21 protein-coding genes are annotated in these 21105 nt (G+C 70.0%); 2 read left to right on the top strand and 19 right to left on the bottom strand.

Translation table 11 applies throughout. The features are described 5' to 3' along the window. Positions 1 to 29: 29 nt before the first annotated feature. From ccsB to hemL, 6 genes are all read right to left on the bottom strand, one after another. Positions 30 to 998, bottom strand: coding sequence for a c-type cytochrome biogenesis protein CcsB (gene ccsB / locus A8G15_RS05110; protein ID WP_068156121.1), 969 nt, complete (start codon positions 996 to 998; stop codon positions 30 to 32). Beyond that, positions 995 to 2656, bottom strand: coding sequence for a cytochrome c biogenesis protein ResB (gene resB / locus A8G15_RS05105; RefSeq protein ID WP_068156117.1), 1662 nt, complete (start codon positions 2654 to 2656; stop codon positions 995 to 997). The genes ccsB and resB overlap by 4 nt, the downstream gene beginning before the upstream one ends. 118 nt (positions 2657 to 2774) lie before the next feature. Then, positions 2775 to 3653: a cytochrome c biogenesis CcdA family protein gene (locus tag A8G15_RS05100; RefSeq protein WP_068156115.1), complete on the bottom strand. Its 879-nt coding sequence runs from the start codon at positions 3651 to 3653 to the stop codon at positions 2775 to 2777. Continuing rightward, entirely contained in the window at positions 3653 to 4258 is a 606-nt protein-coding gene (locus tag A8G15_RS05095; RefSeq protein ID WP_068156112.1) for a TlpA disulfide reductase family protein, read from the bottom strand. Before A8G15_RS05095 ends, A8G15_RS05100 begins: the two co-directional genes overlap by 1 nt. Continuing rightward, positions 4255 to 4905: a histidine phosphatase family protein gene (locus tag A8G15_RS05090; protein ID WP_068156109.1), complete on the bottom strand. Its 651-nt coding sequence runs from the start codon at positions 4903 to 4905 to the stop codon at positions 4255 to 4257. Before A8G15_RS05090 ends, A8G15_RS05095 begins: the two co-directional genes overlap by 4 nt. A 59-nt stretch (positions 4906 to 4964) precedes the next feature. Continuing rightward, positions 4965 to 6290, bottom strand: coding sequence for a glutamate-1-semialdehyde 2,1-aminomutase (gene hemL, locus A8G15_RS05085; RefSeq protein ID WP_068156247.1), 1326 nt, complete (start codon positions 6288 to 6290; stop codon positions 4965 to 4967). A 162-nt stretch (positions 6291 to 6452) separates the two neighbouring features. Here hemL and A8G15_RS05080 point away from each other — a divergent pair, with 162 nt between their 5' ends. Then, a complete protein-coding gene (locus A8G15_RS05080) occupies positions 6453 to 8387 on the top strand; it encodes an acyl-CoA dehydrogenase family protein (RefSeq protein WP_068156107.1) in 1935 nt (644 codons plus the stop codon). Between the two features lie 25 nt (positions 8388 to 8412). Here A8G15_RS05080 and A8G15_RS05075 read toward each other — a convergent pair whose 3' ends face one another. From A8G15_RS05075 to A8G15_RS05030, 11 genes are all read right to left on the bottom strand, one after another. Further along, positions 8413 to 9480 carry a PQQ-dependent sugar dehydrogenase gene (locus A8G15_RS05075; protein ID WP_245687708.1) on the bottom strand — a complete coding sequence of 356 codons (1068 nt, stop codon included), beginning with the start codon at positions 9478 to 9480 and terminating at the stop codon, positions 8413 to 8415. Between the two features lie 106 nt (positions 9481 to 9586). Next, positions 9587 to 9790, bottom strand: a complete 204-nt coding sequence (locus tag A8G15_RS05070) for a heavy-metal-associated domain-containing protein (RefSeq protein WP_068156104.1) — start codon at positions 9788 to 9790, stop codon at positions 9587 to 9589. A gap of 71 nt (positions 9791 to 9861) precedes the next feature. Then, positions 9862 to 10356, bottom strand: coding sequence for a hypothetical protein (locus A8G15_RS05065; protein WP_068156103.1), 495 nt, complete (start codon positions 10354 to 10356; stop codon positions 9862 to 9864). A 14-nt stretch (positions 10357 to 10370) separates the two neighbouring features. After that, entirely contained in the window at positions 10371 to 10529 is a 159-nt protein-coding gene (locus A8G15_RS30420; RefSeq protein WP_156665256.1) for a hypothetical protein, read from the bottom strand. Positions 10530 to 10609: 80 nt separating this feature from the next. Next, positions 10610 to 11095, bottom strand: coding sequence for a hypothetical protein (locus A8G15_RS05060; RefSeq protein ID WP_245687707.1), 486 nt, complete (start codon positions 11093 to 11095; stop codon positions 10610 to 10612). A 65-nt stretch (positions 11096 to 11160) separates the two neighbouring features. Beyond that, positions 11161 to 12138: a porphobilinogen synthase gene (hemB, locus tag A8G15_RS05055; RefSeq protein WP_068156096.1), complete on the bottom strand. Its 978-nt coding sequence runs from the start codon at positions 12136 to 12138 to the stop codon at positions 11161 to 11163. A gap of 72 nt (positions 12139 to 12210) precedes the next feature. Next, positions 12211 to 13776, bottom strand: a complete 1566-nt coding sequence (locus tag A8G15_RS05050; RefSeq protein WP_068156093.1) for a bifunctional uroporphyrinogen-III C-methyltransferase/uroporphyrinogen-III synthase — start codon at positions 13774 to 13776, stop codon at positions 12211 to 12213. Between the two features lie 63 nt (positions 13777 to 13839). Further along, positions 13840 to 14862, bottom strand: a complete 1023-nt coding sequence (gene hemC / locus A8G15_RS05045) for a hydroxymethylbilane synthase (protein WP_068156090.1) — start codon at positions 14860 to 14862, stop codon at positions 13840 to 13842. Then, the gene (locus tag A8G15_RS05040; protein ID WP_068156085.1) at positions 14859 to 16283 is read right to left on the bottom strand and encodes a glutamyl-tRNA reductase; all 1425 of its coding nucleotides are present in this window, start codon (positions 16281 to 16283) and stop codon (positions 14859 to 14861) included. The genes hemC and A8G15_RS05040 overlap by 4 nt, the downstream gene beginning before the upstream one ends. After that, a complete protein-coding gene (locus A8G15_RS05035) occupies positions 16280 to 17149 on the bottom strand; it encodes a redox-sensing transcriptional repressor Rex (RefSeq protein ID WP_068156241.1) in 870 nt (289 codons plus the stop codon). Before A8G15_RS05035 ends, A8G15_RS05040 begins: the two co-directional genes overlap by 4 nt. A gap of 158 nt (positions 17150 to 17307) precedes the next feature. After that, entirely contained in the window at positions 17308 to 17598 is a 291-nt protein-coding gene (locus A8G15_RS05030; protein ID WP_068156082.1) for a glutaredoxin family protein, read from the bottom strand. A gap of 150 nt (positions 17599 to 17748) precedes the next feature. Between A8G15_RS05030 and A8G15_RS05025 the strand changes: the two genes are divergently transcribed. Continuing rightward, complete coding sequence (locus tag A8G15_RS05025) at positions 17749 to 18741, top strand: HAD family hydrolase (RefSeq protein ID WP_068156080.1); 993 nt, start codon at positions 17749 to 17751, stop codon at positions 18739 to 18741. Positions 18742 to 18773: 32 nt separating this feature from the next. Here the strand turns inward: A8G15_RS05025 and A8G15_RS05020 are convergent, their stop codons facing one another. Next, positions 18774 to 19787: a lysophospholipid acyltransferase family protein gene (locus A8G15_RS05020; protein WP_068156078.1), complete on the bottom strand. Its 1014-nt coding sequence runs from the start codon at positions 19785 to 19787 to the stop codon at positions 18774 to 18776. Beyond that, positions 19784 to 20851: an NAD-dependent epimerase/dehydratase family protein gene (locus tag A8G15_RS05015; RefSeq protein ID WP_068156074.1), complete on the bottom strand. Its 1068-nt coding sequence runs from the start codon at positions 20849 to 20851 to the stop codon at positions 19784 to 19786. The genes A8G15_RS05020 and A8G15_RS05015 overlap by 4 nt, the downstream gene beginning before the upstream one ends. Positions 20852 to 21105 lie beyond the last annotated feature (254 nt).

The raw sequence follows: 21105 nt of genomic DNA, 5'->3' as shown, positions 1-21105 counted from the left end.
ACCTACGACCGTCGAGGACGATAGCAGGATCAGGTCAGGCCGGCGTACGAGTGCAGACCGGAGACCACCATGTTGATGATGAACAGGTTGAACAGCATGGCGACGAACCCGGCCACGTTGATCCAGGCCGCGCGGGTGTTCCGCCAGCCCGACGTCGCGCGGGCGTGGAGGTACGCCGCGTAGACGACCCAGGTGATGAACGAGACGGTTTCCTTCGGATCCCAGCCCCAGAAGCGGCCCCACGCCGCCTCGGCCCAGATCGCGCCGAGGATGATGCCGGCCCCGAACAGGGGGAAGGCGATGATCGTGGTGCGGTACGCGAGACGGTCGAGGGTCTGCGCATCCGGCAGACGCTGCGCGATACGGCCGAACACACCGCTTCCCTCGGCGTCCTGGGGGAATCGGATGCGCAGCAGGAACAGCAGGCTGGCCACACCGGACACGAGGAAGATGCCGCTGCCGATGCAGATGATCGTCACGTGGATCGGCAGCCAGAACGACCGCAGCGCCGGCACGACGGGCGCGGCGTCCGCGTACAGGACGGTCGCGGCGAGGAACATCAGGATCAGGACCGGAACCAGCAGGTACACCCACATGATGCGGTAGGCCGGCCTGCGCAGCGCGACCAGGCCGAACAGGACGGCCGCCGTGCACGCCATCGACACGAATTCGTACATGTTGCCGAGGGGGAACCGCTCGGTGGACAGTCCGCGCAGCACGATCGAGGCGACCTGCAGCGCCGCGACGACGACCACGAGGGCGCGACCCATGTTGCCGAGCCGTTCCGAGAGCGTCCGGGCGGGCGGGCCGTCGACCCTGCCCGGAACCTGCGTCCCGGCCGGCGGGCCCCCCGCGGTGACGAGTTCGCGTTCGGCGACGCGGTCCGCGCGGTGGGTGGCGTACTCGGCGACGAGCAGCACCAGGGCCAGCACCAGCACCGCGAATGCCGATTCGAAAGCCCAGTCGCTGTATCGCGCGAGCGTCTCGTGAGCAATCATGCGTTCTTCTCCTCTGCCGCACCGGCTGCGTCGTTACCGAGCAGGCGCGCAACCAGACGGTCGAACTCGTCACCCCAGCCCGCCTGATCCGTGCGGGCCAGACCACCGAGTTCTACTACGGTTTGTCGTTCGCCGTGTGCCACTGTACCGGCCGGATAGACCCGGACCCAGACGCGGCGACGCTTGACCAGCAGCGACACGAGCAGTCCCGCCATCATCGTCAGTGCCGACACGAGCACCCACCGCTGCGCCGGATCGTGCGAGACCTGCAGGTTCACGAAGTCGGTGGCGCCGTCGAACCGGACCTGGGTGCCGTCGGGCAGGGTGGCACTCTCACCCGGACGCAGGTTCACCCGATCCTGCTTGACCAGGCGACCCTGGTTGATCAGCTCGCCGTTGAGCGAGAACAGCGACTGCGGGCTGCCGGTGTCGAGACCGGAGTCGCCCTTGTAGATGTCGATCGCCACGGCCGGATCCAGCATCGCCGGGAACGCCGAGGACAACAGCGAGCCGTGCAGCGCGGCCGTGGGCGCGAACAGGCCCTCGATCGCGATCTGGTTCCGGCGCCGTTCGTCGGCGTCCGGGAACATGCCGCCGGGCGGGTCGAACCGCATCGCGCCGCTGCTCAGGAACGTCGTCGCATCGTCCGGGGCGAACTGCAGCGTCTCGGTGCGGGTCTCCCCGTTCGGCCAGGTCACCGTGAACGTCGGCGCGAATCCGTGCCCCTGCAGGTAGACGCGGTCGCTGCCGACGCGCAACGGATGATTCACCTTCAGCTCGGCCTGCTGCCAGGTGTTCGACGTGATGTCGTCGCCGTACTGGTAGTCGATGTTCGACGTGAACATCTCGGCCTGACCGTTGTCGAGGTAGTCGGCCCGGAAGTCGTTCACCCGGATGCACATCGGATTCAGGCCGGTGCCGTCGAGGGTGATCCCCGCCCGGAACGAATCGAACGACGCCGGAGAGGTCGTGCAGAACTCCTCCCCGTGCGCGATGAGGATCCGCTGCCCCTCGTAGCCGAACAGCTTGCCCATCGCGACCGTCGCGAGCAGCCCGACCAGCGAGATGTGAAACACCAGGTTGCCGAACTCGCGCAGGTACCCCTTCTCGGCGGACAGGGTCAGTTCCCCGTCCTTCGCGCGGGCGCCCCCGCTGCGTTCGGCGACGCGCCAGCCCTTCAGCTGCCCGCGGACCCGCGCGAGCGCCTCCTCGGGACTTCCGTCGACGGTCGTCTCGGCGTGGTGCGGCAGCCGGCCCAGATTCCGCGGAGCCGGCACCGGCCGGGTCCGCAGCGCCCGGTAGTGCTCCACGCAGCGCGGCAGGATGCACCCGACCAGGGAGACGAACAGCAGCACGTAGATCGCGGTGAACCAGAAGCTGCCGAACACGTCGAACAGTTCGAGCTTGTCCATGAGCGGGCCGAGGGTGGGCCGCGCCGCGATGTACTCGTCGACCTTGCCGACGTTCAGACTGCGCTGCGGCAGCAACGCACCCGGAATGGCGGCGAGTGCCAGCAGGAACAGCAGCACCAGCGCGGTACGCATCGAGGTCAGGCCGCGCCAGGTGTTGCGCACGAAGGCGACGGCCCGTCCGGCCGGGCCCTGTCGCGGCGGGGGCGCCGGCTGCGGCGCGGTCGTCGGAGTGTCGGTCGCGGTCACGTGTGGTCTCCCATGATGCTGCGGCCTCCCCCGGCGCTGCGGTCCCCCGCGCGGACCATCTGATCGGGCTGCATGTACTGCCTCTCGAAACGTTCGGAACTTGTGGCGATCGCTACCGTCAGATCGGCAGCGTCACCTCGGAGATGAAGGCGTCCCGCACCCAGGACACGAACACGTCCCACGCACCGGTGACCAGGGCGACCCCGACGGCGATCAGCATCACGCCACCGAAGATCTGCACGGTGCGGGCATGGGATCGCAGCCAGCCGACACCCCGCAGTGCGCGCGCGGACCCCAGGGCCAGCACCACGAACGGCAGGCCGAGGCCGATGCAGTAGAAGACGATCAGCGCGACCCCGCGCGCCGCCGTCGTGCCTTCGGTGCCGGCGGCCAGCGAGATCACTCCGGCCAGCGTCGGACCGAGGCACGGGGTCCAGCCGAGAGCGAAGACCCCACCGAGCAGCGGCGCACCGGCCAGGCTCGACAGACGACGCGGCTCGAGCCGGGTGTCGCGCTGCAGCGCCGGGATCAGGCCGACGAACACCAGGCCCATGACGATGGTGACGACACCGCCGACCCGCATCATGACGTCGCGGTTGACCGAGAGCAGGGAGATCGCCCCGAACACGGACGCGGTGGCCAGCACGAACACGACGGTGAACCCGGCGACGAACAGTCCCGCGGCACCGGCGACCCGCAACCGGCCGTCGTTGCGCAGCGTCGTCGTGCGCGCCTGCGCCTGCGCCTCGGTCACGGCGGGTGCCTCCGCACCGACGACACCGGCCAGGTACGACAGATAGCCGGGAACGAGCGGCACGACGCACGGCGACGCGAACGAGACGAGACCGGCGAGCAGACACGCCCCGGCCGCGAGCAGCAGCGGTCCCCCCGCGGCCAGCGACTGGAAGGTCTCGCCCACGCCGGACGCCAGGACCGTGTCGGTGGCGGTGAACGCCAGGACCGTGTCGGTGGCGGTGAACGCCGGGATGCTCGTCATCACTGCTGTCCGGCCGGTTCGGCGGCGATCCGCTCGACGACCGGTTGCAGGTCCTCGACGAGCAGTTCGGTGAGGAACACCGCGGCGACACGATGGTCGCGGTCGAGGACGACGGTCGTCGGCACCACCGACGTCGGATAGTTGCGGCCCAGCGCGAGCAGCGAGCGCATCGCCGGATCGTAGATCGACGGATAGCCGACCTTGTTGTCGACGACGAAGTCCTGCGCCTTGTCGCGCTGGTTGTCGCGGACGTTGATGCCGAGGAACTGCACGCCCAGGTCCTTGGTCGACTCGTACACCTGCTCGAGGTCGCCGACCTCGCTGCGGCAGGGCGCGCACCACTGACCCCACACGTTGAGGACGACGACCTGGCCTTCGTAGTCGGCGAGCGACAGCGTCCGTCCCTCGTTCATCAGGTCTTCGCCCGACAGGTCACCGAGGGTGCCGCGTTCGGACGGCGGATCGTAGAAGATGCGGGTCTGGCCGCCCGGGGAGACGAAGTCGAAGGTGCCGCCGGTGGCGACGGCGTCGTCACCGGTCGCGCACGACGTCAGAACCGCGACGCTGCACAGCAGCGCCGCGACCGCCGAGAGGATCCTTCTCATGCGCCGTGCACATTCGGATCGGAGGCTCCGGCCGGCTCGGAGTACACGATGTCGACGAGGGTGTCCCCGTCGTACACCAGTGACGTCAGAGACGCGAGGCTGCACTGCCGGTTCCGCGGGTCGTGCCACAGCCGCTCACCCTCGAGGAAACGGCGCAGCGTCCACACCGGGAGCTGGTGGCTCACGCACACCGCTTCGCGGCCGACGGCAGCCACCCGCGCGGCGTTGACGGCGGCGAGCATACGGTGCGCGATCTGCAGGTACGGCTCCCCCCACGACGGGGTGAACGGGTCGCGCAACTTCCACCAGTGCCGGGGACGGCTCAACGCGCCGTCGCCCACCGCGACCTTCAGTCCCTCGAACTGGTTGCCCGCCTCGATGAGATTGGTGTCCGTCACGATCTCGAGGCCGTGCTTCTCCGCGATCGGCGCGGCGGTCTGCTGTGCCCGATCCAGCGGGGACGCGACGACGTGCGCGATGTCGTGGTCGGCGAGTGCCGCAGCGACCGACCGTGCCTGCGATTCACCCGTGACGGACAACCGGTAGCCCGGCAGCCGGCCGTAGAGGATGCCGGTGGGATTGTGCACCTCGCCGTGCCGCAGCACGTGCACGATGGTGCGCTTCTCGGACGGGACGGATTCGGTCACGTGGGTATTCCTCGCGTCGGGCGGTGAGCAGATCGGGGTGAAAGGCGGATCGGGGCCGGTCAGGGTGCCGTCGCTGCCGCGGCGGCCTTCGCGGCGTGCGGCAGCGCGTCGGCGATACGCGAGAACGCGTCGTCGTCGAGGGCGGACGAGACGAACCACGTCTCGAATGCGCTCGGCGGGGCGTACACGCCGTGCTCGAGCAGAGTGTGGAAGAACGCCGGGAAACGCCAGGTCTGCGCGGCCTTCGCCTCGTCGTAGTTCGTGACGGGACCGTCGGTGAAGAACACGCTCAGCAGGGTTCCGGCGTTCTGGACGCGGTGCGGCACGCCTTCGGCGGTCAGGGCGTCGTCCAGCAGCCGGCCCAGGGTCGCGGCGTTGCGGTCGAGGCTCGCGTACACCTCGGCGTCGGCGGCGCGCAGGCTCGCGAGGCCCGCAGCGACCGCGACCGGGTTCCCCGACAGGGTGCCGGCCTGGTAGACCGGGCCGGCGGGAGCGAGGCGGGCCATCACGTCGGCGCGACCACCGAACGCGGCGGCGGGCAGGCCTCCACTCATCACCTTGCCGAAGGTGACCAGGTCGCCGGCGACCCCGTCGATGCCGTGCCAGCCGGTGGCACTGGCGCGGAATCCGGTCATGACCTCGTCCATGATCAGCAGGGCGCCGTTTTCGCGGGTGATCTCGCGCAGGCCCTCGTTGAAGCCGGGCAGCGGCGGGACGGTACCCATGTTCCCGGCGGCGGCCTCGGTGATGACGGCGGCGATCTGCCCCGGGTTGGCCGCGAACGCGGCCCGGACGGCCTCGAGGTCGTTGTACGGCAGCACGACGGTGTCCTCGGCCTGCGCGCCGGTCACACCGGGGGACGTCGGCAACCCGAACGTCGCGAGGCCGGAGCCGGCGTCGGCGAGGAGCGCATCGACGTGACCGTGATAACACCCGGAAAATTTGACGATCTTGCTGCGGCCGGTGAATCCGCGCGCCAGACGCACCGCGCTCATCGTCGCTTCGGTTCCGGAATTGACGAGCCGGACCTGCTCGACGGGCGCGATCCGCGCCACGATCTCCTCGGCGAGTTCGACCTCACCGGCGGTCGGCGCACCGAACGACAGGCCGGACGTCGCGGCGGTCCGCACCGCCTCCACGACTGCGGGATGCGCGTGGCCGAGAATCATCGGCCCCCACGAACACACCAGGTCCACATAGGTATTGCCGTCCACGTCGGTGAGCGTGCTGCCGGTGGCCGACGCGATGAACCGGGGAGTCCCGCCGACCGAACCGAACGCCCGCACCGGCGAGTTGACGCCTCCGGGCGTCACCCTCGATGCCCGGTCGAACAGGGCGGCGGAAGCGGTGTCGTGGGTGCGGGAGGCATCGGGGGTCGCAGTCACGACCTCCAGTGTCCCAGTTTCGGCGGATTTGCCAAAAGACGGCTCGGCGTGCGAGGAGCGCGCGCGTGACGACCGTCTCGCCCGGTCGCCGAACTCGGGATTCGCGGTGAGGCGGATTCCGAACGTCAGCGCTCGCGGCGGCACCGTCCTAGGGTCGGATTCATGGCGACCACAGCTGATCAACTCCGCGACACCCTCGACGGCGCGTGGCGGCAGGCACGCTCCCGTGCCCGCACCGACCTGGCACGGCAGGAGTTCGCCCCCCATCACATTCCCGATCTGGATCGGGCCCGCGCGACCGTCCTCGAGCAGATGCGCCTGCTCGCGTCGGCCGGCTACGCGTCGGCCGGTTTCTCCGAGGCGAGCGGCGGCACCGGGGACCCCGGCAGCGCTGTCGCGTCGATCGAGATGCTCGCCATGTCGGATCTGTCGCTGATGGTGAAGTCGGGTGTGCAGTGGGGCCTGTTCGGCGGCGCGATCGAGAACCTCGGCACGCAGCGGCACCACGACCGCTACATCCGCCCCCTCATCGATCTCGAGCTGCTCGGGTGTTTCGCGATGACCGAGACCGGCCACGGCAGCGACGTGCAGGCCCTGGAGACGACCGCGACCTACGATCCGGCCACCCAGGAGTTCGTCGTCGACTCCCCCACGCCGTCCGCGCGCAAGGACTACATCGGCGGTGCGGCGCAGCACGCGACGGTCGCCGCGGTGTTCGCGCAGCTGATCACCGGCGGCGCCACGGAGGGTGTGCACTGCTTCGTCGTGCCGATCCGCGACGAGGACGGCAACGACCTGCCGGGTGTGACGACCTCCGACTGTGGATACAAGGGCGGGCTGCCCGGTGTCGACAACGGCCGCATCACCTTCGACGGGGTGCGGATCCCGCGCGAAAACCTGCTCAACCGGTACGCGGACGTCGACGCGGACGGCACCTACCACTCCCCCATCGAGAACCCGAACCGGCGGTTCTTCACGATGGTCGGGACCCTGGTGCGCGGTCGCGTCACGGTCGGCGGCTCGGCCGGGGCCGCGGCGCGCGTCGCCCTGACCATCGCGACGCGGTACGCACTGCAGCGCCGCCAGTTCTCGGCCCCGAACGACGAGCAGGAGGTGCTGCTGCTCGACTATCTGGTCCACCAGCGCCGGCTGCTGCCGCTGATCGCCCGCTCGTATGCGCTCGGTTTCGCCCAGAACGAACTGATCACGGCGATGCACCGCATCCAGTCCAGTCCCGTCGACGAGGTCGACCCGCAGGAACAGCGCGAACTCGAGGGTCGTGCGGCGGGCCTGAAGGTCGCGAACACGGCGCACGCGACCCGCACCATCCAGGAGTGCCGCGAAGCGTGTGGCGGCGCCGGTTACATGGCGGAGAACCGGCTGACGGCGCTGCGGGCGGACACCGACGTGTTCACCACGTTCGAGGGCGACAATCATGTCCTCACCCAGCTCGTCGCGAAGGAACTGCTCACCGCGTACGCCGACGAGGTGCGCGGCATGAGCCCGGTCGAGTGGATGCGGTTCGCGGCGACCACGGTGTCCGACATCGTGAAGAAACGCACCGCCGCGCAGCAGATCATCCAGACGCTCGTCGACACCCGGCAGGACAACGAGGAGGACGGCAGCCTGTTCAACCGGGGCACGCAGCTCACCATGTTCGAGGATCGGGAGCAGTACCTGCTCTCGACGGCGGCGCGACGGCTGCAGGCGGCGGCGAAGCGGGAGGACAACCAGTTCGACGCGTTCAACTTCGTGCAGGATCACGTGCTGCACGCGGCCCGCGCGCACATCGACCGCGTCGTGCTCGAAGCGTTCGTCGCAGGTATCGAGTCGTGTGAGGACGAGACGGCCCGGGAACTGCTGTCGGACCTGTGCGATCTCTATGCGCTGAGCGTCATCGACGACGACAAGGCGTGGTTCATGGAGCACCGGCACCTGTCCGTGGAGCGGGCCAAAGCGGTGCTGCGCGGCATCAACGAGCGGTGCCGGTCGCTGCGGCCGCACGCCGCGACACTCGTCGAGGGGCTCGGCGTGCCCGAGTTCCTGCTGGGTTCGGCGATGCTCGACGGACCGGGGACCGACGCGGGACTCGCCTGATCGGTGCGCCGCGGGTCCGCGGAGTTCAGTTCGGCATCACCCGGAGGACGCGATCGTCGTTCCCGTTGTCGGTGGTGACCAGCAGGGAACCGTCCGGCAGCGGGGTCAGTGACCGCAGCCGCCCGTAGGTTCCTTCGAGCAGGGTGGTGGAGTCGACGACGCTGCGCCCGTCGTCGGACAGGCGCAACAGGAGCAGCTGCTCCTCCTGCTGACTGCTGACGGCGAGGGCTCCCGACCATCGTCCCCACGCGTCGCCGGTGACGAACGCCCCAGCCGGTGTCGCGATGGTCGGCGAACCGGAACTCCACACCGCGCCGATCGCGCCGGGAACCCGGTCCGGGTCGGTCATGGGTACCGATTCGTCGTAGCGGCCCGGTTCCCGGTCGGGCCGGTAGCCGTAGTTGCCGCCCGGTTCGAGCAGGTTGACCTCGTCGTCACGCCGGGTGCCCTGTTCGACGGCGTAGATGCGCCCGGTGCCGGGCTGCAGCGCCAGTCCCTGCACGTTCCGGTGCCCGAGCGTGTAGACGGCGCTGCCGGGTTCCGGGTTGCCGGCGGCGGGAGTTCCGTCCGGATTCAGATGCAGTACCTTGCCGCCGAGGCTGCCGCGGTCCTGCGGGACGGTGGGGCGTGTGCTGTCGCCGGTGCCCACGTAGAGGGTGCCGTCCGGGTGCGCGAGGATCCGGCAGCCGCCGTGGCGTCCACCGCCGGCGACGGGCATGCCGGAGATCACGGTGCGCGTGCGGGTGGCGGTGGTCCAGTCGGGGTCGACGGTCCAGGCGACCACCCGCACGTCGTCCGGGTCGCGGTGCCCCTGGCAGGTGTAGAACGTGCGGTCGGTGGCGAAGTCGCGGGACAGGGCGATCCCCATCAGTCCGGTCTCGCCGATCGCGTGGAGATCGGACAGGTCGGCCTGCAGCGTCGCGGCCTGCCCGTCCGGGTGGCGGACGACGAAACGGCCGCCGCGTTCGCCGGTGAGGACCGTGCCGTCGGGTGCCACCACGACGTCCCACGGGTGATCCAGACCGTCGAGCACGGTGTCGACGGTGACCGCCGGGGGCCCGCTCGCGGGGACGGTCGCGGAAGTCCCCGGCACCTGTGTCCGGGGCGGCTCGGTGTTCGTGCAGGCGGACGCGGCGAAGACGAGCGCCGCGCCCGCGACCAGCGACGCGGTGGCCGTGCGCACTCCGGCGGTCACGGTGTCACCCGACGAGGACGTATCCGGCTTCGTCGACGGCGTCCGCCACGGCCTGCCGGTCCAGTCCGGTCTCGCTGGTGACCACGACGGCACCGGTCTCGAGGTTCACGTCCACGTCGGAGACGCCGGTGAGCGCGGAGATCTCCTCTCGGACCGCGGAGACGCAGTGGCCGCAGGTCATGCCTTCGACACGGTAGGTGTTCTGCATTCGGGGGCTCCTTCGAGTCTCGACAACTCACACCACCATACCCCCCGGGGGTACCTTCCGCCACCGGGTCGTCAGCGCGAACGGCCACTCACGAGGCTGTCGAGACACGCGCGCAGCGCGACGTCGTCCTTCGCCCAGGCGCGGACGAACGTGCCACCGCACAACCGCAATCCGATCGCCGTGCGCTTCCGGGGCACACCGGACAGTTCCCCGAGGGTGCGCGCGTTCTCCCAGCGGGCCGGGTCCCGCGCCTCCGGATCCGCAGGCGCGAGAACCGCCTCGATGTCGGCGACCGGCAGTTCCTCGGTCCCCTGCCGAAGCACGGCCTCGGTCAGTTCCACGCTCACGTGCCGCCGGCCCGCGACGACCATGATGTAGGCGAACACGGCGAGCACCGCTCCCATGACCGGCAGCGCGATCCAGTGCACGACTGGGCCGGTCGCCAGTTCGATCACGAGCGCGACCAGGCAGAAGAGCGGACCGAACGCCACCGTCCGCCAGCGGGCACCGGGTTCGTGGAACAGCGGGGCGGGCAGACCGTCCGTCGTGGTCGAACCGTCGGTCAAGGGTGGACTGTCCGTCAGGCCGAGAGAGCGCCGGGAACGACCAGGAGCACGAGTGTCACGAGACCCAGAACCGCGATGAGGCCGATCAGAAGTGCCTCTCGCCGACGGCTGTAGGGTCGCGGTTCCACGTGCGAGTGTTCCACCTGCATGACGTCCTCACGCTCGTCGGGCACGGCCACAGACCGTTGGTCGAGCCCACCGTACCCCCCGCGGCCGCAACGTCAAATACCCGGAGCGAACGGGTGTCGAATCCTCAATTCTTAGGGATACGAAGGAAGTACAGATTTGATTCGCGGCGATGCATGAGTACGATCGCGCCCACCGTGAGCACCGACTGCAGGATCGCCACGATTCCGAGCACCCAGCTCTCGGCGCCGGTTCCGGCGCCCACGCCGAACAGCGTCGGCACGGTCGAGAGGGTCATGAACACTCCGACCAGCGTCAACAGCATTCGCGCCCAGTTCTTGCCGCGCCGGATCTGCCGCACGACGAGATAGAGCAGCCCGAGAATCACGAAGCTGCCCAGCGCCGCGACGCCCAGCCCCACCGGAATCAGTGCCAGCACGTCGTCACGGGTCAGCGTCTCCGAACCGGACATCGTGGACATCTGCTCCATCAGCAGATCCACGAATGCCTGACGATCCCGCCACATGACGACCAGGCTCGTGACCGTCGACACGATTCCGAAAATCAGTACTCCGCACCACAATTGGTAGGCGGTTCCGACGTCGACGGGCATCGGGCGAGGCTCGCCGCCGCCCGGACCGTGCGGCGGCGTCGGCATCGGCATGGGCCCCGGCGCGGTCACGACAGCCGGCCCGCGGCCTCGGCGGCCCAGTAGGTCAGGACGATGTCGGCCCCGGCGCGGCGGATGCTCATCAGCGATTCGAGGACGGCGGCGTCCCGGTCGATCCAGCCGTTCTGCGCAGCAGCGGTGATCATCGAGTACTCGCCCGAAATCTGGTATGCCGCAACCGGAACGTCGGAACGATCCGCGACCTCCCGCAGGATGTCGAGATACGACATCGCGGGCTTGACCATCACCAGGTCCGCACCCTCGGCGAGATCGAGGTCGACCTCACGCAGCGCCTCCCGACGGTTCGCCGGATCCTGCTGGTAGGTACGGCGATCGCCCTCCAGGGACGATCCCACGGCCTCCCGGAACGGACCGTAGAACGCCGACGCGTACTTGGCCGCGTAGGCGAGCTGCCCGACATCCTGGAAGCCGGCCGAGTCGAGCGCCTCACGGATCGTCGCGACCTGGCCGTCCATCATGCCGCTCGGACCGAGCAGATGCGCCCCCGATTCCGCCTGCGCCACAGCCATTTCCGCGTATCGAGCGAGCGTCGCGTCGTTGTCGACCCGGCCGGCGCCGGTGAGCACGCCGCAGTGACCGTGATCGGTGAACTCGTCCAGGCACGTGTCGGCCATGAGCACGGTCGCGTCACCGAGTTCGTCGCGGAGCGCGCGCAGCCCCCGGTTCAGCACTCCCTCGGGATCGGTGGCACCCGACCCGCATGCATCCTTGTCCTCCGGTCGCGGCACACCGAACAGCATCAGGCCGCCGACTCCGGACTCGACCGCGGCCGTCGCCGCGGCCCGCAACGAGTCCTGCGTGTGCTGGAACACCCCGGGCATGGACGAGATCTCGCGGGGCGCGTCGATACCGTCGGCGACGAACATCGGCAACACCAGATGCCGTGGCTCGAGCGAGGTCTCGGCCACCAGGCGTCGCATCGCCGGGGTGGTGCGCAGCCTGCGGGGACGGAATTCCGGATACACGGTCTACACCTTCCGATACGAGTCGTGCGCGGTCCCGGTAGCGGTGGCTACCGAAACCGCGCACGAGTGGAGTCAGCGCCGAGCTCGGGACTTCTTGCGCGGCGGCGGCAGGGCACCTTCGGCGCGCAGCCGGGCCGCGTGCTCGGCGAGCGCCTCGACCAGCGGACCGACCTGCGCGGACTCGGGCTGCACGTCCACCCGCAGGCCGAACTCGATCGCGGTCTCGGCGGTCTTCGGGCCGATGCACGCGACGATCGTGCGCGCGTGCGGCTTACCGGCGATGCCCACGAGATTGCGGACCGTCGACGACGATGTGAAGCACACCGCGTCGAAACCACCGGTCTTGATCATCTCGCGGGTCTCGGCCGGCGGCGGCGCGGCCCGGACGGTGCGGTACGCGGTGACATCGTCGATCTCCCAGCCGCGTTCGCGCAGGCCCTCGGCGAGCGTCTCGGTCGCAATGTCGGCGCGCGGCAGCAGGACCCGGTTGACCGGGTCGAACACGTCGTCGTAGGGCGCGAACTCGGCGAGCAGGCCCTCGCTGGACTGTTCCCCGGTGGGAACCAGTTCCGGGGTGATGCCGAACGAGCGCACCTTGTCCGCGGTGGCCTGGCCGACACACGCGATCTTCACACCGGAGAACGCCCGAGCGTCCAGACCGAACGCCTCGAACTTCTCCCACACCGCGCGCACCGCGTTGGTGGAGGTGAACACCACCCACTGGTAGCGGCCGTCCACCAGGCCCTTGACGGCCCGTTCCATCTGGGCGGGGCTGCGCGGCGGCTCGACCGCGATGGTCGGCACCTCGATGGGGATCGCACCGTGGGTGACGAGCCGATCGCTCATCTCACCGGCCTGATCCTTCGTGCGCGGCACCAGCACCGTCCAGCCGTACAGGGCACGCGACTCCCACCACGACAACTTGTTGCGATGCGAGACGATCTTCCCGACCGTGACGATCAGCGGGCCCACCAGCTCGGAACCGGCGTCGTTGAGGGTCGCGAGGGTCGCTTCGACGGTGCGCTGCTGGCGGGTCGTGCCACGGACCGTGATGGCGGCCGGGGTCTGCGGCGCCAGACCGTGCTCGACGAGGGCACTGGCCGTCTCGGCCAGGTGCCCGGAGGTGGCGTGCAGCACGAGGGGGCCGGGCGCGGCGGCGAGCGCAGCCCAGTTCACCTCACCGCGGACGTCGACCTCGGTGTGACACGAACCCAGCGCCATCCCGGCGTAGCTGGGGACGGCCGATCCGGAGGGCAGACCCGGCAGGACCTCGAACACCACCTGGGTGCGGGACACGGCGTTGACCTCGGCGATCACCGAATCGGTGGTCATCGGATCACCGGCGACCAGGCGCACCACGTCGTGGCCGTTCCTGGCCTCGGCGACCAGGGTCTTCGCGACCTCGGCGGGCTCGCCCAGGGCGGGACGGACCTCGGCGACCGGCTCCCCGGTCTCCGGGTCGTGGCCGGCGCCGATGCCGACGAGCGCGACGACGGCCTTGTCGACGTCCGGGTCGGTGAAGGCCATGGTGGCGCCTGTCAGCACGTCGCGTGCGCGTACGGTGAGCAGCGCCGGGTCACCCGGCCCGGATCCCACGAACAGGATCCGTCCGGGAGTGTGCTTGCGGACTCGGCTCATCGGTCATTCTCCAGTGCGATCAAATCTGCGGTATCGGGAAAACGGGAAGGAAAACGCAGGGCGTCAAACATCTGCGGCACCTTCTGTTGCCTGCTCGCCCGCGGTGCCTTCCTCGGTGACCATCAGGTCGCGGGCTCCGAGATCGAGGAGCTCACGGGCGACGGCGCGCCCCAGCTCGTCGGCGCGGTCCAGGGGCCCGACGGCGCTCGCGCGGATCGCGTCGGAACCGTCGATCGCGGCGGCGCAGCCCCGCACCGACAGCTCCTCGAACACCCTGCCGTCGTCGTCGAGGGATTCGACGACCTCGGCGAGGGCCCCGACCGGTGCGGTGCACCCGGCCTCGAGTTCGGCGAGCAGTGCGCGTTCGGCGACGACGGCGGCGCGGCTTGCCGGGTCGTCGAGCCCGCCGATCACGGCGATCAGGTCCGGGTCGTCGGCGCGGCACTCCACGGCGAGTGCGCCCTGAGAGGGCGCCGGCAGCATCTGCACCGGTTCGAGGGACTCGGTGATGCGGTCGGTCCGCCCGATCCGGGAGAGCCCGGCGCGGGCGATGACGATCGCGTCGAGTTCGCCGGATTCGACCTTGCCGAGCCGGGTGTCGATGTTGCCGCGCAGCGGCTGGATGTCGAGGCCGAGGCCCAGCACGGCCAGCTGGGCGCGGCGTCGCGGCGCGGACGTCCCGACCTTCGATCCGGGCGGCAGTTCGCCCAGCACCAGGCCGTCGCGCGCGACGAGCGCGTCGCGGGGATCCTCCCGCTCCGGGACCGCGGCGATGACCAGGCGCGGATCCTGCGCGGTCGGCAGGTCCTTGTACGAGTGCACGGCGAGATCGACCTCGCCGGCGAGCAGCGCCTCGCGCAGTTCCGCGGTGAACACCCCGACGCCGATGCGTTCGACCGGTGCCATCGACGTGTCGCCCTTGGTGGTGATGATCACGAGTTCGGCCGGATGTCCGGCGGCTGTCAGCGCGTCTCTGACGGTGCCCGCCTGCGTGGTCGCGAGGAGACTGCCGCGCGTTCCGATACGCAACGTGCGGCTGCCGGCCCGGTCGTCGCTCCGGGTAACCGATGCGGCCTCGGCGCTCATGCCTGCCTGTCCTTTCGTGGAGCCCGAAGCTCCGTTGTGAGGGCGGGATCGAGGGCTGCGGACAGGTCGGTCGCGCCGACCGGATCCGGCAGGGCGCCCGGTTCCTTCGCCGTTGGCATGGCGACGGCCTCGACCGCACCCGGGCGCAGTTCGAACAGTTCACGCAACGCCTCGGCGTACTGGTCGCCGCCGGGGGTGGACGCCAGTTGTTTCACACGCACCGTCGGCGCGTGCAGAAGTTTGTCGACCACGCGGCGGACCGTCCGCGCGACCTCGCCGCGTTCCCCGTCGTCGAGGTCGGGCAGGCGGGATTCGAGGCGCATCAGTTCGGCTTCGACGACCTCGGCGGCCCGCTGCCGCAGCGCGGTGACGGTCGGGGTGACCTCGGCGAGACGCTGCGCGGTCAGGTAGTCGGACAGTTCGGCGGCGACGATCGCGCGGGCGGCGTCCGCGTCGGAAGCGGCCGCGCCCGCGGCGGGATCGTTCTGCAGCGCCTCCATGTCGAAGACGGTGACGTCGGGCAGGCCCGAGATGGAGGCGTCGACGTCCCGGGGCAGCCCCAGGTCGCAGATGACGAGGGGGCGGTCCGCTCCGCGGCCGGGCTGGGCGAGCGCGCGGTGCGCGTCCGCGAGGGTCACCACGGTGCCGACCGCGCCGGTACAGGTCACCGCGACGTCCGCCTGGGCGAGCGCGGACGCGAGATCGCCGAACGGAACGACGTCGGCCTCCACCCCGTTGCCGCGGGCCGTCTCGGCGAGACGTTCGGCGCGGTCGCGGGTGCGGTTGGTCACGATGATCCGGCCGATCCCGGCGCGGGTCAGGTGCGCGACCGCGAGCCCGCCCATCGCTCCGGCTCCGATCACGGCGGCGGTGCGCCCGACGAGACCGCCGAGCCGGGCGCCGGCCTTGTCCAGCGCAACCGACACCACCGAGGCACCGGCCGCGTCGATCCCGGTTTCGCTGTGGACGCGCTTGCCGACGCGCAGCGCCTGCTGTGCGAGTTCGTGCAGCGCCCGGCCCGCGGCCTGCTGGGCGTCGGCGCTGGCGTAGGCGGTCCGGATCTGGCCGAGGATCTGCTGCTCGCCGACGACCATCGAGTCCAGACCGCTGGCGACCGAGAACAGGTGCTCGGCGGCGGCCTCGCTGTATCGCACGTACGCGTGCTGGTGCAGATCGGAGAGGGTCAGCCCGGAATGCTCGGCCATCAGGGCGCTGACGTCGGCGAGCGCCCCGTGGAACGCATCGACGACCGCGTAGATCTCCACCCGGTTGCAGGTGGAGACGATCATCGCCTCGGAAATGTGCCCGGAGGACATCATCTTGTCCGTCAGCTTCGGACGGTCGGTGTCGGTGACCGCGACCTTCTCGAGTACGGAAACCGGGGCACTCCGGTGCGAGATCCCGACGAGGAGAACACTCACGGTGCGATCACCGATCCGTTTCTTGTCACGGCCGAACCCAACGGGCCCGGCTTCCCGGACGAGGCCCGGTGCGGGGCGCTCGTTGCCTTCACCGCGGTTCCGAGGGGACCGCAGGGCTGCGCCATTCCGGCAGGCCGTCCGTCACCGGAAGCGTGGGCGAGTTCGTCGTTGCGGACGCTGTTGAAGGAGAGCACCTGCATCTCGACGGCGAGATCGACGCGGCGCACCTCGACGTGCTCGGGCACGTCCAGCGCCGTCGCGGCGAAGCTGAGCACGCTGCGCACCCCGGACCGGACCAGGACATCGCACACCTGCTGGGCCGCGTCGCCGGGCGTGGCGACGACCCCGATGGTCGCGCCGAGTTCGCGGGCTCCCGACTCCAGTCCGTCGACGTGACGGACGGTCAGCTCCCCCACGCGGGTGCCGACGATCCGCGGGTCCGAGTCGAACAGGCCGGCCATGGTGAATCCGCGGCGATCGAAACCCGGGTACCGGGCCAGCGCACGGCCGAGGCTGCCGACGCCGACCAGTACGACGCGGTGCCCGCGGTCCAGGCCGAGCGCGTTCTCGATCCGCGCCTGGAGGCGCAGCACGTCATATCCGACACCGCGGACACCGTTGGGCCCGAGGAACGACAGATCCTTGCGGAGCTTTGCCGATCCGACGCCCGACGCGGTCGCGAGTTCCTCGCTCGAGACGATGAGGGTGCCCGCGTCGGCGAGCCCACCGAGGACCCGCAGATAGGTCGCGAGACGGGTCACAGTAGCCTGGGGGATGTCACGCACCGGAACTCCGGGAGAGGCCCCCCCGCCGGTCCCGGCGGTGCCGCGGGCGTCGTCGCCCTGCGGTGGGTGCAGCTCTGTCACGTTCGTGGCTCCTCGTCCGGCCGACGGATACACGTCGGTCCTCACGGTGATCCGGGGTTTCGTTCACACCACGGTAACCGCTTGTGAAGCCATGCACAAAGTTGCTCCAAGGGCCTCGAATGTGCTCGCTACCTGCGCGACGACCCCGCCTGTCGCGGTCAGCGAGCGAGATCGGCCCTCAGCCGAGGTTCGTCGACCTCCCAGTAGCTGTGCTCGCGGCCGTCGAGCAGGACGACCGGCAACCGGTCACCGAACTCGGCTCGCAACTCGGGATCCGTTGCGGCAGCGTCGTCGACGTCGATGCACGTCACGGTCAGCCCGAACTCCTCGCACACCTGCTCGAGCTGTTCGCGTGCGGGTGCGCACGCGCCGCAGCCGGCGCGGACGAGAAGCGTGACTTCGTGGGCGGGTACGGATGCGCCTGCGGCGGCCGGACGAGACTCTGTCATCCCCCTACTGTGCGTCATCACCTGTCGAGATGAACGTCACACCCGGTCTCCGCGTTCGCTCCCGCCCGGAACCCTGCCCGGCCGCGGGCTAGGCTGGGCGCGTCGTCCGCTGCCCGCGGCGACACGGCCGTCGTGACACCGGAGGTGCGAGTGCCTGGACGTTCATTGCCGTACGGGGGAGGATTCGGCGAGTCTCTGTCCGCGCTCATCCGACCGGGACGCCGCCGGTTGTTCAGCAAGTTCGGTCCCAGCGAGGCCGAGGTGCGCGCGAACCTCGCCGGCGAGGCCAGCGCCGACGCCGCGCTGGCGCTGCACGAGGCCCGCACCGAAGCGGAGATCGGCATCGAGGCCGAGACCCCCGTCCCGCGCGACCTGACCGCCGCCGCGTTCTTCGATGTCGACAACACGATGGTGCAGGGCGCCTCGATCATCCACTTCGCCCGCGGGCTGGTCTCGCGCGACTACTTCCGCAAGACCGATCTGCTCGAGTTCGCGTGGCAGCAGGTGAAGTTCCGGATCACCGGCAAGGAGAACTCGAACGACGTCGCGAGCGGTCGCGAGAAGGCACTGTCGTTCGTGCAGGGCCGTTCGACGGAGGAACTGCGACGCCTCGGCGAGGAGATCTACGACGAGATCATCGCCGACAAGATCTGGCCGGGCACGCGCGCACTCGCGCAGATGCATCTCGACGCGGGACAGCAGGTGTGGCTGGTCACGGCGACGCCCGTGGAACTGGCCGACGTCATCGCCAAGCGTCTCGGCCTGAGCGGGGCGCTCGGCACGGTCGCCGAGTCGAAGGACGGCGTCTTCACCGGCCGCCTCGTCGGCGACATCCTGCACGGGCTCGGCAAGGCGCACGCGGTGCGCGCACTGGCGATCCGGGAGGGGCTGAATCTCAAGCGCTGCACCGCCTATTCCGACAGCCACAACGACGCGCCGATGCTGTCGCTGGTGGGGACGGCGGTCGCGATCAATCCCGACGCCGACCTGCGGGAACTCGCCAAGACCCGGGGCTGGGAGGTCCGGGATTTCCGGACCGCGCGCAAGGCCGCGAAGATCGGCGTGCCGACGGCGCTGGGGATCGGTGCGGCGGGCGGGGCGCTGGCGGTTCTCCTCGGCCGTCGCCGGGACCACGCCGCGTAGCCCCGGACCACACCGCGCAGCCCTGCCGCGGCTCAGCCCAGGAAAACGTTCCGGCGCCGGGTGAGCAGTTTGTACAACGTCTGCTGGATGGTTTCCCGCACGTGGTCGGTGACCTCGAACAGCACCATCGGGTCGTCGGCCGCCGCCTCGTCGTACACGTCGGTGGCGATCGGGGTGCCGAACTCGATGTACCACTTGGACGGCAACGGAACGAGCCCGAGCGGACCGAAGGCGGGGAACAGCGGCGTGACCGGCAGGTAGGGCAGTCCGAGCACACGCGCGAGCGAGGTGAGGTCGGCGATGTTCGGGTAGATCTCCTCGGAACCCACGATCGAGCACGGCACGATCGGCGCCTGCGTCTTCAGCGCCGCGGACACGAACCCGCCGCGGCCGAACCGCTGCAACTTGTACCGCTCACGGAACGGCTTGCCCAGGCCTTTGTAGCCCTCGGGGAACACCGCGACGACCTGGTCGTCGCGCAGCAGTCGCTCGGCGTCGGGGTGACAGGCCAGGGTGTGACCGGCCTTGCGCGCGACGGTGCCGATGACGGGCATGTCGAACGCGAGGTCGGCGGCGAGCATCCGCAACGGGCGGTCCGCCTGGTCCCACACCGCGACCGACGTCATGAGCGCGTCGATCGGGAGGGTTCCGGCGTGGTTGGCGACGACGAGCGCGCTGCCGTCCGCGGGGATGTTCTCGATGCCGCGGACCTCGACGCGGAACCACTTGTCGAACAGCGGCCGCAGCAGCGGCATCACGACGTTCTCGGCGAAGTGCGGATCGAAACCGAAGTCGTCGACGTCGTAGTCGCCGGTCATGCGCCGGCGCACGAACTCCGCGGTGCCGGTGACCTGGCCGATCAGGGACCGGCGGAGGTCGTCGAGGAAGCCGTCCGCGGCGGTGTGCCGGGTCGGCAGGTCGAAGGCGTCGACGTCGGGACCGCCCAGGTCGAGTCCGGCGGGATGCCCGCTGCCGGGTCTCGCGCCGCCGCGGCGCTGCGCGTTCGCTCCGCCGTGCAGGGGAATGACTTTTGCAACCTGTGTCATCGCGCCTCCGTCCTCTCTCCCAACGCGGAGAGCACCATCGATTCGGCTCGATCGACCCATTCGGTCTTCACGATGCGGTTCAGCCCGATACTGCGGGCGAAGTCGTCGAGTGCGTCCTTCGTCGTCCAGCGCGGTTCGAACCCGAGTTCGGCGCGCATCCGGGTGGTGTCCAGTCCGCAGCCGAAGTGGAAGTAGTCGAGTTCTTCCTTCGTGAACGACTTCATGACCGACCCCATGAGTGCGTGTCCGGCGGTGCGGAACAGCCCGTACGGCATCGGCACGGCGAGACCGCCCGCGCGGCGAACGGCCTGCGACAGCATCACGATGCCGTCCCCGGCGACGTTGAAGGTGCCGGGAGGCCCGGCGACCGTCGCCCGCTCGAGCGCGGACAGCGCGTCCTCTTCGTGCAGCAACTGCAACCGGGCGTCCCGCCCGAACACCGTCGGCACGAGCGGCGAGGTCAGGTACGGCGACAGCGATCCGGGCAGCCGGTTCCCGACGGTCGGGGCGAGCCGCAGGATCGTGGTGGACAGATCGCTGCGCCGGCGGGCCAGGCCCCGCAGATAGCCTTCGATCTCGATCATGTCGCGGGCGAAGGCACCGGTCGGACGTCTGCGCGCGCTCATCTCCTCGGTGAACTTCGCCGGGTCCTTGGCACTGGATCCGTACACCGCCGACGAGGACCGCAGCACCACGCGCCGAACGGACGGCACCTTCTGGCACACCGCGAACAACTGCATGGCGCCGAGGACGTTCATGTCCTTCATGGCCGTGCGGCTGCCGGACTTGGGGGCCTTGGTGACCGTCGAGGCATGGACGACCGTGTCGACGTCCATGTTGCGGATCACCTTGCCGATCAGCGGGTTCCGGATGTCGGCGAGGACGAACTCGGCGCGGCCCATGCGCCGCAGCATGTCCTTGGTGGGCGACTGGGTGTCGACCGCGATGACCCGTTCGATCGCCGGATTCTGCGCCAGCCGGGTGACGAGGTATCCACCGAGGAAGCGGCTGGCCCCGGTCACCAGAGCGACCTTCGGCGGCTCGACGTCCGCAGTCGAACTCACACGCAAACCCCCTGTCTCCAGACCTACCGTCCTGCGGCCCTACCGGCACTCCGGACAACCCGCTCGGCACGCCGGCACGTGTCACGTCGGTGGAGCGCCCCTCGCCGCGGCGACCGAGCCGGACTCGCATCCCTCGGCCGAGCCGACTCAGTAGTGCCCCATAGAGTGGTGTAACCCGGTGACCAGCACCACAACCGACAGCGTGTCGCTGCTGGACGTGAAACGGTCACCGCGTGATCCTTCGAGTCAACCTT

It is taken from the genome of Rhodococcus phenolicus, from assembly GCF_001646785.1.
GTDB lineage: Bacteria > Actinomycetota > Actinomycetes > Mycobacteriales > Mycobacteriaceae > Rhodococcus > Rhodococcus phenolicus.
The sequence above is the reverse complement of the archived record's forward strand: the minus strand, read 5'-3'. Positions and strand labels throughout refer to the sequence as shown.